This is a genomic window from Palleronia abyssalis, from assembly GCF_900302445.1.
GTDB classification, from domain to species: domain Bacteria; phylum Pseudomonadota; class Alphaproteobacteria; order Rhodobacterales; family Rhodobacteraceae; genus Palleronia; species Palleronia abyssalis.
Window position 1 is genome coordinate 694,257 of sequence record NZ_ONZF01000002.1, and the last position, 11,372, is coordinate 705,628.

Here is an 11,372-nt window from a genome sequence, read left to right on the forward strand (position 1 = left end):
TGCGATGGCGCTTTGACACCCTGCGACAGACGGCGCAATCTTTCGCCAGAACGACAACAGGGAGTCACCGCATGACCATGCGATTTGCCACCGCCACCGCCGCCCTCGCGCTTTTCGCGGGTGCAGCACAGGCAGACTATTCCATCACCATCCTGCACACCAACGACTTCCATTCCCGGTTCGAACCGATCAGCGCCTACGACTCGACCTGTTCGGAAGAGGATAACGCGAATGGCGACTGCTTCGGCGGCTGGGCCCGTCTGGTCAACGCCATCGAGGACGCGCAGGAGCGTAACGACAACACGCTGCTGGTGGATGGCGGCGACCAGTTCCAGGGCACGCTGTTCTATACCTACTACAAGGGTGAACTTGCGGCCGAGATGATGAATGCGCTGGGCTATGACGGGATGACCGTCGGCAACCACGAATTCGACGACGGCCCCGAGGTCCTGCAAGGATTCGCGCAAAGCATCGAATTCCCGATCCTGATGTCCAATGCCGACGTCTCGAACGAGCCGCTGCTGGACGGCGTGATCGAGAAATCCACCGTGATCGAGAAGAACGGCGAGCGGATCGGCCTGATCGGCCTGACGCCGCAGGATACCGACGAGCTGGCCAGCCCCGGCCCCAACGTCACCTTCAGCGATCCCGTCGCCGCCGTACAGGCCGAGGTCGACCGCCTGACCGAAGAGGGCGTGAACAAGATCGTGGTCCTGTCGCACTCGTCCTACCGGGTCGACCAGCGCGTGGCCGAGGAAACGACCGGCGTGGACGTGATCGTCGGCGGCCACTCGAACACGCTTCTGGGTGACATGGAGGGGGCGGAAGGTCCTTATCCGACCATGGTGGGCGACACCGCCATCGTGCAGGCCTATGCCTATGGCAAGTACCTGGGTGAGCTGAACGTGACCTTCGACGACGAGGGCAACGTGACCGAAGCGTCGGGCGCGCCGATCCTGATCGATGCCAGCATCGAGGAAGACATCGATGTCGTCAGCCGCATCCAGGAGGCCGCCGCCCCCCTGAACGAGATCCGCAACGAGGTGGTCGCCGAGACGTCGTCCGAGATCGTGGGCGTGCGCGAGGATTGCCGGGCGCGGGAATGCGCCATGGGCAACCTGATCGCCGACGCGATGCTGGCCCGCACCCAAGACCAGGGCATCGACGTGGCGATCCAGAATAGCGGCGGCATCCGCGCGTCGATCGACGCGGGCGAGGTCACGATGGGCGAGGTTCTGACGGTGCTGCCGTTCCAGAACACGCTGTCGACGTTCCAGGTCACCGGTGCCACGCTGGTCGAGGCGCTGGAAAACGGCGTCAGCCAGTACGAGGAAGGCGCCGGCCGCTTCCCGCAGGTCGCAGGCATGAGCTTCACGGTCGACCCCTCGGCCGAAGCGGGCAGCCGCGTGTCCGACGTGATGATCGACGGCGAACCCGTGGATCCCGAGGCGACGTATGGCGTGGTCTCCAACAACTATGTCCGCAACGGCGGCGATGGCTATTCGATGTTCGTCGATGCCGAGAATGCGTATGATTTCGGCCCCGATCTGGCCGATGTCACCGCGGAATTTCTGGCGGAGCAGGGCCCGTACGAGCCCTATACCGACGGCCGGATCACCGTGACGGAGTGATTCCGCCACGCACCTTTCGCGTCTGAGCGACGCGCGTCGACGCCGGGCAGGGGACTGTCCGGCGTCTTTTTGTGGAAGAGGAGGGACTTTCATGGACCATGCCATCATCTTCGACTGCGAGTTCCTGACGGCCCCGGGCGCACCGCAGCGCTTCTGGTGCGGACCGCGCGATCCCGATCCGGTCATCGCGCAGATCGGACTGGTGAAACTTGGGCTTGAGGGCGATTTTGCCATGGGCGAGACGCTGCGGACACATGTCGTGCCTAGGAACCGCAATGGCGACCGCCAGCCTCTGGACCCGCTGTTCATTCGGCTGACCGGGATCACCGAGGCCGATATCGACGCAGGTCTGCAGCTGGCCGATGCGCTGGAACAGGTTCGGGCCTTCGCCGATGGCGCGCGGCTCTGGTCCTGGGGAAAGGACGAGTTCAACGCGGTCGCGATCAGCTGCTACGTGGAAGGGATCGCGCCGCCTCTGCCGATCAAGATGTTCGCGAATGCCTGCGACCTGCTTCTGAGCGCGGGCATGCCCTACGAGGACCTGATCAAGACCCGCAGCAATACGCTGGCAGGCTATTACGGGCTGGACCAGTCGCAGTTCCAGGGCCACGACGCCCTTGGCGACGCGCTGTCGGTGGCGTCGGTGTTGCAACATCTGTTGCGGGACGGCGCGCTGGATCCCGCGGCGTTTGGGGCCTAGCGGGCTGGGGCCTCGGGCCTGGTCCGGCGGCCTGTCACCACGGGCGCTTGCGGCACCGATAAAGGGCGTCGTGATATCGCGCGCGCGACTCGCCGCCGATGACGCCGCCGACCACGTCGATCCGGCCGCGGCCGCGCGGGGCGATACTGAATTCGGCCGGCGCTTCATCGAAGACGCGACGGGCGACTATGTCGATGAGAGTCGCGTCGCCAGCGACGCTGAGAATCTCGTAGACGGTGCCTTCGGCCATGATGCGATAGGGGGTCAGATGCCATGCCCCGAGCGTCCCGATGCAGGTTCCGTTCGCCGCCGCGCGCCAGAGGCCGGTCGACGATCGCTCATACGCGATGCGTGCTGCGCCTGGCGCCCCTGGGGTCAAGACGGTGATCTGCGGATCGGTACCTGCCGACCGCGTACCGTTCGGAACGGGTGCAACGGGGCGCGAGTCAGTCGGGCACGCAACGCCGGAGAGAGGTCCGCACAACCCCCCGGCTTCGGCCGACAGAGCGGCGCACACAAGCACGAGGGTAAGCACCATCGCCTCGACGGAACGGAACATGAAAACGCCTTTCGCAACCTTCCCGCCATTCTGGGCAGGAAAGGTTGCTGAAAGGTTAGGGACGGTCAGCAGGGGTTCAGCGTCACGTCGATCTGGTCCCCCGATCCGGCGATCGCGCCTGAAACACGGGTGCCCGGACCTTCGGGACGCACGGTGAAGGTGGTCGGCGCACCATCCGCGGCCAAGGCCTGTACGCCGATCCGCTCGCCCTCTCCCGAGAAGTTCACCACGTCATAGCTGGTGCCGCCTCCGGTGATCCGGTTGCCCGAAAGCTCCCAGTCGCAGGCGCCCGAGGGGCCCTGATAGAACCCGGCGAAGCGCGTCTCGAACATTTGTTCGGCCTGCTCGGCAGGGTCGAGGGAGGGATCGGGTTCGGGGGCCAGCACGGGGTCGGGGCTGCTGATGACGGGCTCAGGCTCGCCCAGGGCGTCCCGAAGCTCGTCCGTCGAGGGACCTTCCTGATCCAGGGGCTGGCTAGTGATGACGTCGTCCTGCCGTTGCCGCTCTGGGGTGAAGGCGGCATTGCACGGGCGCAGGTTGGCATAGATGCCGCTTCCCGACACCTCGATCCCGCCGCCGGTGTCCTGCATCGACAAGGGCAGGCGTTCGCCCGTCGCGCGCGACACCAGATCGACCCGGATCGCGCCCGCGCCGCCGCCGATGCCCAGGATGTCGAGGGCGGTCGTGCCCGCGACCACGGCCTCGGGGCCGAAGTTCCAGGTGTCGATGGGACGGTCGCAATTCTTGCCGGGCTCGGCCCAGGTGCCCAGGAAGCTTTGATAGGTGGATCGGGCCGCGGCGAGAGGGTCCTGCGCAAAGGCAGGTCCCGTGGCCAGGGCGAGGAGGAGGGCGAGGGAAAGCGGTTTCATCGGCATCTCTGCGAGTAAGGTGTGCTGATGTGCATATAGGTGCGCGGGGCGCACATCATCCCCCTCGGGGTCACGGACGTGTCAGCCGGTGACCAGGTCGTCGATCAGCACGGCTGTCTGGGGCGTGGTCGCCCGCGCACTGCCGGCGGGCACGAAGCTGCCCTTGTCCTCGACCACGGCCTTGCTGGTCGCAATGCGCAGGATCGCGAAGGCGATGATCAGAACATGCGCCGCAGCGGTGACGACGAAGAGCGCGCGGGCGGCATATTCGGTCATCCCGTAGCCCGCGATCAACGGACCAACGGTCGAGCCCAGCCCGAAGACCAGCAGCAGTCCGCCCGAAACCCGGATCGACCCACCTTCGCCCGCATGGTCGTTCGCATGGGCCACGATGATGGGGTACATGGCGAAGATCGACCCACCCAAGGCTGCCGCCAGCACGAGGTTCGCGCCCGGGTCCTGCGGCTGGAGGAAGAAGAACGCGCCATCCGCCGCCAGCGCCAGCGCGGCCACGCCCACCAGAACGCGCCTGCGGTCCAGCCTGTCCGACAGGATCCCCACGGGGATCTGCGCGATCGCCCCCGCCAGGATCGGGACCGAGGTGAAGATGGCGATTGTCGTCAGCGACAGGCCAATTCGGTCGGCGAAGACCGGTGCCATCGCCCCAAAGGCCGAGTTCGACATCCCCACGAAGAACACGGCGAACACCGCCACCGGAGAGTTCCGCCAAAGCCCGGGAAGATCCAGCCGCACCCGAACCAGCGCTGGTGGGTTGGCCGAGGTCGAGATCGCCGTCGGCACCAGGGCGAACGCATAGAAGATGCCCGCCGCCGCGAACAGGACGAACCCGCCCGGGTCCCCAACCGTCAGCATCAGTTGCCCCGCGGTTGAAGCCGTCAGGTTCACCATCGTGTAGATGCCGAAAACCCGCCCCCTGGTCGAAGGCGGCGACTTGTCGGCCAGCCAGCTTTCCACGATCATCGCAGCCCCCGCGAAGGCAAAGCCGCAAACCGCGCGCAGGGCGATCCACGCCCAGGGCGTGACCGCGATTGCGCTGGCCAGAACGGTGATCCCCGCCAGCGCCGCCAGGGCAGAGAACGCGCGGATATGGCCCACGCGGGACACGAGGCTGGCGGTCATGACGCAGCCCGCGACGTATCCCAACGCCCAGCCGGTTCCCAAAAGACCCAGCGACAGGGCGGTAAACCCCTCGATCCCACCGCGGATGGGCAGCAGCAATCCGTTGATCCCGCCCGCGAACAACAGGCAGGCCGAGCCTAGAAGGAGGGCGCTGACGGGGATAAGCTGGCGAAGCATGGAGGTGGACCGCGTAGAAGGGGGTGAGAACCAGCCACGCGCTTAGGCGCAGCGCGACCGGCGATCAACGGAAAGATTGCGGCCCCGGATGGTCGGCGTAAACTGGCCGACCATGTGCGGACGTTTCGCGATTACCCTGCCACCCGATGCGATGGCGCAGCTGTTCTCGGCCTTGCCGGCGAACGATCTGCCGCCCGTGCCGAACTACAACGTCTGCCCCACGGACCCCGTCCACGCCATCCTGGTCGAGGGCGAGCGGCGCTTGCAAAGCCTGCGCTGGGGGTTCCTGCCGCATTGGGCCAAATCGCCGACCGACGGTCCGCCGCTGATCAATGCGCGGGCCGAGACTGTGGCCGAGAAGCCCGCGTTCCGCGATGCGATCCGGGCGCGCCGCTGCCTGATTCCGGCAGACGGGTATTTTGAGTGGACCAAGGATGCCGAGGGCAATCGCCTCCCGTGGTTCATCCGCCCCGAGCATGAAGGGCCATTCGCCTTCGCGGGCCTGTGGCAGGACTGGGAGCGTGACGGTCAGGCCATCCGCGCCTGTGCCATCGTCACCTGTGCCGCCGTCGGGGCGCCGGAGGCCTTGCACCACCGGATGCCGGTGGTCGTGAAACCGCAGGACTGGGCGCTTTGGTTGGGAGAAGAGGGCAAGGGGGCTGCCCGACTGATGCAGCCGACCGAAACGGTGACATGGCATCGGGTCGGACGGGACGTGAACTCGAACCGCAGCGAGGGCGCGGGTCTGATCGCCCCCGTCTGACGAAAAAGGCCGCGCACAAAGGCGCGGCCAGTCTTTCAGGGAGAAACCGTCGGGCCACCGCGCCCGGCGATTATGTGAATTTACACGTCCGCCCCCCCTTCAGCAAATATGACCTTCGTCCGGGGGATACACGCGTACGGTTGTGTTGCCGATCGGCACCGCCGTGTAACGTGCAATGCCGGGAAAGACCGGATTGAGAAGGTTATAGAGGCGTTTTGTCCTGGGCCCCTCTGGGTCCAGCGTTCGGCAACACACGAACTCTTCGACCAGACCGCCCTGCTGTTCATAGCCGAAGTCCGAGAAGACAGCATCTTCGGGCAGGTCGAACAGGTAGGGATCGATCCCCGGCCCGTGCTCTCCCGCGGCCTTGAACGGGGAATAGCCGGTGCGCGCGCGGTTTTGCCATTGCCACACATGGGTCAGTTCGTGGGCCAGCAGCATGGCGTCATAAAGGTTCATCGCCTGCGGATATTCCGCCATATAATCATCAAGATAGAAGGGCCTTGCGAAGAAGGCCCGGTTGAACAGGACCGTCGCTGCGACGCGCGTCTCGATCGGGCCGATCTCGGGCGGGCGGATGCGTTCGCGGCACGTCAGGGGCGGTCGGGGATCGCGGATCTGGCGGAACTGGTAAAGGGGATTGCGTCCGACGATGCGGACCCGCGTGACGTCAAGGGTGGGGCCGTGAACGGTGGCGGCGAAGGCCCGCTCGGCCTGTGTCAGGGGGCGGGCGGCGCAGGCCGAAAGCAGCAGCAGAAGTAGGGGAAGGAGGCGCCTCATTTCGGGCAGTTTGGGGGCGCACGGTCGCGTGCAACGGAGTGTTCATTCTTTTTCGACCAGGATGCGCGGAACATCGCCTATGATGGTCCGGGCGGTGTAGGGGTCGCCGATTCGGGGGATTTGTTGAATGATCAGAACACTTTTCGGGGCGTTGGCGCTTGTTCTGTGCGCCGGCGCGGCGACGGCCCAAGCGGTCGACGTGCGGGTCGATCTGTCGGACCAGCGGATGACGGTGATGCGCTGGGGGAAGGTCGTGGCGACCTGGCCGGTGTCGACGGCGCGATCGGGCAAGGTGACTCCGACCGGCACCTACGGTCCGCAATTCATGAAAAAGCGCCACTATTCAAGCCTTTACAACAACGCTCCGATGCCGTGGTCGATCTTCTATTCCGGGAATTATGCGATCCATGGGACCAACGCGATCTCGAGACTGGGTCGGCCGGCGAGCGCGGGGTGCGTACGGCTGCACCCGGATAACGCGCAGCGGTTGTTCGGCTGGGTGCAGGAGGCGGGGATGAAGAACACGCGGATTCGCGTGGTTCGTTAACGCGCGATCCCGCCGGACATCCGTCCTGCCTGCGTCGGACAGGGGCCGGACAACTGTCTGGCCTGCGCCGGGCACTTGTCCCGCACGTGTCGGGCGGGTGTCGGGCATCCGTCGGGACAGGGCACAGCCGGTCCCGATGGTGACCACGGCGCACGGTGCGGGGAACCTTGGTTCACCTTTCGCGCTGACCGGGCATGGACACCCAAGCCAACACCCCCGACCGCGCGCGCATCCCGTGGGACGCCCACATCTTCGGATGGGGCCCAATTCTGCCCTTCCTGGTGGCGCTGCTGGTCGTGTGGCTGGGTCCCGACCGGATGGATGCCGTGGCGCTGCGGGGGGCGACACTGTGGGGGGCATGCATCGTGATCTTCGCGGCGGGCGTGCGGCGGGGATTTTCCTTTGCGCTGCATTCGGGGCCGAAACCCCACGTGCTGGCCGAGATGACGGGCCTGTTCGGCGCGGCGGCGTTGAGTCTTGTGCTGGTCCCGCCGCTGGGGGCGGTTCTGCTGGCGCTGGCCTTCGCGGCGCTGGCCGTTCTGGACCCGCTGGCGGCAAGGCGGGGCGAGGCGCCGCGCTGGTTCGCGCGGCTGCGCCCGGTGCAGATGGCGATCCCGGCAGTGTGCCTCGTGGGGTTGGCTGTGATGTAGGGCTTGGTGTGAATGGTGGGTTTCACCCACCCTACGTTCACCGAATGTAAGTAGGGTGCGGCGTAAGGCGGCGGAATGCCGAACTATCGCCGCAGATGGGTGCCTGGGGGCACGTATTTCTTCACTGTGAACCTGGCGCAGAGGGGAGACGACCTTCTGACGCGCCGGATCGCGGATCTGCGCGGGGCCTACGGCGCGGTGCAGGCGCAGATGCCGTTCCGCACGCGGGGCATCGTGATCCTGCCCGACCATATCCACGCGGTCTGGACCCTGCCCGAGGGGGACGTGGCGTTCCCCGAAAGGTGGCGGCGCATAAAGTCCCTGTTCAGCCAGTCCGTTGCAGAGACCCGCCCGCGAACCTATAGCAAGGCCCGGAAGGGTGAGGTCGGGATCTGGCAGCGCCGATATTGGGAGAACGTGGTCGAGGACGACACCCGCCTGTCGACCGCATTATGGTACATCCGCGAAAACCCCGTACGCCATGGGTATGTGGATCGCCCCGAGGATTGGCCGTTTTCCCGGTCGGAGGCCCCGTAGGGTGGGTGAAACCCACCGATCATGGGACGGAAGGGGTGGATCCGGGTGGATCGGCGGTGGTGACCAGGAATGGTGGGTTTCACCCACCCTACGGCGAAAAGGTCGACCGCGGCCGCGCCTTTCTGGAGGCGGTGCGTCAGGACCGCTTCCCCGAGGTCGAGGACTTGGGGAAGCGGACGGGTTTATGGGAAGGGTAGGATCCGACGACCTTACAGCTTGCGGTATCATATGAAGCCTGTTGGTCTGCAAGGTAAAGTGCTGGGACCGCAGCTTCATCACTAAGGACAAAGTAAATGCCGGACAGAACGAAGTGCGAAGCGACCCTAGGGGCGGATCTGGGGGGGTTATACTTTAGTCTGTACGAGTCGTTTGTCGTGATGGGCTTGGAGTGGCGAGTTTTTTCGGAGTGGTTTCGTGCGGCTCCAGAAAGAGTTGATTTACTCAACGAGGTGTCCGGAACGACCGCTCTAGTAATTCAAAACGCGCTCAGAGAGCGGACCGCGATTAAACTATCTCGTTTGACGGATCGGTCATCTCAAGGCCGTAATCGAAATGCCTCGTTGGCGGCGCTTCGTAATTATGAAGTCACAGAAAACGACGCCATCTTGCAGCAAAATGTTTTAAATGCGCAAGAGAAGGCATCAAATATTCGAAGGATCAGGAGCAAACGGCTAGTGCACGCCGACCATAGAGAGACGCTCTTTCCGAGCGACGATCTTGGGGCGTCTTACGCTGATTTTGATGCTGCAATAAAGGCCTCTGGTGCTGTCCTACAGCACTTTTCGAACGTATATCTTGATGCTCATGTTTCTTTCGATATGGTCTCTTCGTTCAAAGACGATGAGGTGAGTTTCCTGAAAGTAATTTATTTAGGTCTTATCAAGCGGGACGAAATATCCTCGGAATTACGCGAGATAAAAAATGTAGCCGACTACGAGCGTGAAATTGATCGAGTTCCAGATTATCTCCGTCGACGTTTTTTTGTCGATATGTTGTCCTAGACATCCAACTCCTCCACGAACTTCGCGTTCTGCGAAATATACTCGAAGCGAAGCTCGGGCTTCTTGCCCATCAGCCGCTCGACCAGTTCGCCCGTCTCGGCCTGTTCGTCGATCCGAACGCGGATCAGCTTGCGGGTGGCGGGGTTCATCGTCGTCTCTTTCAGGTCCTTGGCGTCCATCTCTCCCAAACCCTTGAAGCGGCTGACGTCGATCTTGCCCTTGCCGCCGAGGCCCTTCTTGTACAGCGCGTCCTTCTCGGCCTCGTCCAGGCAATAGGCGCGGTGGGCGCCCTGGGTCAGGCGGAACAGCGGCGGGCATGCGAGGTAGAGGTGGCCCGCGTCGATCATCGGCTTCATCTGGGTGTAGAAGAACGTCATCAGAAGCGAGGCGATATGGGCGCCGTCCACGTCGGCGTCGGTCATGATGATGATCTTGTCGTAGCGCAGGTCGTCGAGCACGAATTTCGAGCCCATGCCGACCCCAAGCGCCTGACAGAGGTCGCTGATTTCCTGGTTCGAGCCGAGTTTCGAGGACGCGGCGCCCAGCACGTTCAGGATCTTGCCACGCAGGGGCAGGAGGGCCTGCGTCTCGCGTTTGCGGGCCATCTTGGCCGAGCCGCCGGCGCTGTCGCCCTCGACGATGAAAAGCTCGGTCCCGTCGCGGGTCTTGACGGTGCAGTCCACCAACTTGCCGGGCAGGCGCAGCTTTTTCGTGGCGGACTTGCGCTGGGTCTCCTTCTCGGCCCGGCGGCGCAGGCGTTCCTCGGCGCGCAAGACGAGGTAGTCGAGGATCGCGGTCGCGGCCTTGGTGTCGGCGGCAAGCCAGGTGTCGAAGCGGTCGCGGATGGCGTTTTCCACGAGGCGCTGGGCGGCGTTGGTCGCCAGCCGGTCCTTGGTCTGGCCGACGAACTCGGGCTCGGCGATGAAGCACGAGACCAGCGCGCAGCCGCCCGCGGTCAGATCCTCGCGCGTGATGTTGGCGGCCTTCTTGTTGCTGACACGCTCGCCATGGGCGCGGATACCCTTGAGGATCGCGGCCCAGAAGCCAGCCTCGTGGGTGCCGCCCTCGGGCGTGGGGACCGTGTTGCAGTAGGACTGGATGAAGCCGTCGCGGGCAGGGGTCCAGTTGATCGCCCATTCGGCCTTGCCGGGCGCGTCCTTGAACTCGACCGAGCCGGCGAAGGGGGTGTCGGCATAGGTGGCCGCGGTGCCCAGCGTTTCCTTGAGATAGTCGGCAAGACCACCGGGGAAGTGGAAGGTGGCTTCGGTAGGCGTCTCGCCGTCGTCGATGGCGGATTTCCAGCGGATCTCGACGCCCGAGAACAGGTAGGCCTTGGACCGGACCAGCTTGTGAATGCGGGCGGGTTTCAGCTTGAGGGTGCCGAAGATCTGGCCGTCCGGGTGGAAGGTCACGCTGGTGCCGCGGCGGTTGGGGGCCGCTCCAGCGGGCGCGACAGGGCCTTGGGGGATGCCGCGCGAGAACTCCTGCGCCATGATCTGACGGTCGCGCGCGACCTCGACCCGGACGTGGTCCGACAGCGCGTTGACGACCGAGATGCCGACGCCGTGCAGGCCGCCGCTTGTCTGGTAGGCCTTGCCGGAGAACTTTCCGCCCGCGTGGAGCGTGCAGAGGATGACCTCCAAAGCGCTTTTGCCCGGGAACTTGGGGTGCGGATCGGTGGGGATGCCGCGCCCGTTGTCGCGGATCGTGCACGAGCCGTCGGCGTGCAGCTCGACCTCGATCCGGTTGGCGTGGCCGGCGACGGCCTCGTCCATGGAGTTGTCGAGGACTTCGGCCACCAGATGGTGCAACGCGCGTTCATCCGTGCCGCCGATATACATGCCGGGGCGCTTGCGGACAGGCTCCAACCCTTCCAGCACCTCGATGGAGGAAGCGTCGTAATCTTGCCCGCCTGTGGGGGTCAGAAGGTCATCGGCCATGCTGCTCGGGCTCCGGATTCTGGTTGGGGGCCGAGTTTGGCAGGCGCGGGGGTTCGGGGCAAGCGTCGGAGAGGGGAC

12 protein-coding genes are annotated in these 11,372 nt (G+C 64.8%); 7 read left to right on the plus strand and 5 right to left on the minus strand.

Translation table 11 applies throughout. The annotated features are described in order from the left end of the window. The first annotated feature begins 71 nt into the window (after positions 1–71). Positions 72–1,631: a bifunctional metallophosphatase/5'-nucleotidase gene (locus tag PAA8504_RS07170; protein WP_108893453.1), complete on the plus strand. Its 1,560-nt coding sequence runs from the start codon at positions 72–74 to the stop codon at positions 1,629–1,631. A 91-nt stretch (positions 1,632–1,722) separates the two neighbouring features. Then, a complete protein-coding gene (locus tag PAA8504_RS07175; protein ID WP_108893454.1) occupies positions 1,723–2,331 on the plus strand; it encodes a 3'-5' exonuclease family protein in 609 nt (202 codons plus the stop codon). Positions 2,332–2,365: 34 nt separating this feature from the next. On the opposite strand, the gene PAA8504_RS07180 is transcribed toward PAA8504_RS07175, so the two are convergent. The 3 genes from PAA8504_RS07180 to PAA8504_RS07190 form a co-directional block, all read right to left on the minus strand. Further along, positions 2,366–2,890: a hypothetical protein gene (locus PAA8504_RS07180; protein WP_108893455.1), complete on the minus strand. Its 525-nt coding sequence runs from the start codon at positions 2,888–2,890 to the stop codon at positions 2,366–2,368. 65 nt (positions 2,891–2,955) lie between these two features. Further along, entirely contained in the window at positions 2,956–3,759 is an 804-nt protein-coding gene (locus tag PAA8504_RS07185; RefSeq protein WP_108893456.1) for a hypothetical protein, read from the minus strand. Between the two features lie 81 nt (positions 3,760–3,840). Then, the gene (locus tag PAA8504_RS07190; RefSeq protein WP_108893457.1) at positions 3,841–5,076 is read right to left on the minus strand and encodes an MFS transporter; all 1,236 of its coding nucleotides are present in this window, start codon (positions 5,074–5,076) and stop codon (positions 3,841–3,843) included. 112 nt (positions 5,077–5,188) lie between these two features. Between PAA8504_RS07190 and PAA8504_RS07195 the strand changes: the two genes are divergently transcribed. After that, positions 5,189–5,839 carry an SOS response-associated peptidase gene (locus PAA8504_RS07195; protein WP_108893543.1) on the plus strand — a complete coding sequence of 217 codons (651 nt, stop codon included), beginning with the start codon at positions 5,189–5,191 and terminating at the stop codon, positions 5,837–5,839. 99 nt (positions 5,840–5,938) lie between these two features. Here the strand turns inward: PAA8504_RS07195 and PAA8504_RS07200 are convergent, their stop codons facing one another. Next, entirely contained in the window at positions 5,939–6,619 is a 681-nt protein-coding gene (locus PAA8504_RS07200; RefSeq protein WP_108893458.1) for a hypothetical protein, read from the minus strand. A 127-nt stretch (positions 6,620–6,746) separates the two neighbouring features. On the opposite strand from PAA8504_RS07200, the gene PAA8504_RS07205 reads away from it, so the two are divergent. The 4 genes from PAA8504_RS07205 (at position 6,747) to PAA8504_RS07220 (ending at position 9,354) form a co-directional block, all read left to right on the plus strand. Beyond that, a complete protein-coding gene (locus PAA8504_RS07205; protein WP_108893459.1) occupies positions 6,747–7,166 on the plus strand; it encodes a L,D-transpeptidase in 420 nt (139 codons plus the stop codon). 194 nt (positions 7,167–7,360) lie between these two features. Beyond that, entirely contained in the window at positions 7,361–7,816 is a 456-nt protein-coding gene (locus tag PAA8504_RS07210) for a DUF3429 domain-containing protein (RefSeq protein ID WP_108893460.1), read from the plus strand. A 75-nt stretch (positions 7,817–7,891) separates the two neighbouring features. After that, entirely contained in the window at positions 7,892–8,353 is a 462-nt protein-coding gene (locus tag PAA8504_RS07215) for an REP-associated tyrosine transposase (protein WP_108893461.1), read from the plus strand. Between the two features lie 293 nt (positions 8,354–8,646). Then, positions 8,647–9,354 (plus strand): AbiU2 domain-containing protein, encoded by a 708-nt coding sequence (locus tag PAA8504_RS07220; RefSeq protein ID WP_108893462.1) that lies wholly within the window; start codon positions 8,647–8,649, stop codon positions 9,352–9,354. On the opposite strand, the gene parE is transcribed toward PAA8504_RS07220, so the two are convergent. Continuing rightward, complete coding sequence (gene parE / locus PAA8504_RS07225) at positions 9,351–11,294, minus strand: DNA topoisomerase IV subunit B (protein ID WP_108893463.1); 1,944 nt, start codon at positions 11,292–11,294, stop codon at positions 9,351–9,353. The two genes, PAA8504_RS07220 and parE, sit on opposite strands and share 4 nt — an antisense overlap. Positions 11,295–11,372: the final 78 nt, after the last annotated feature.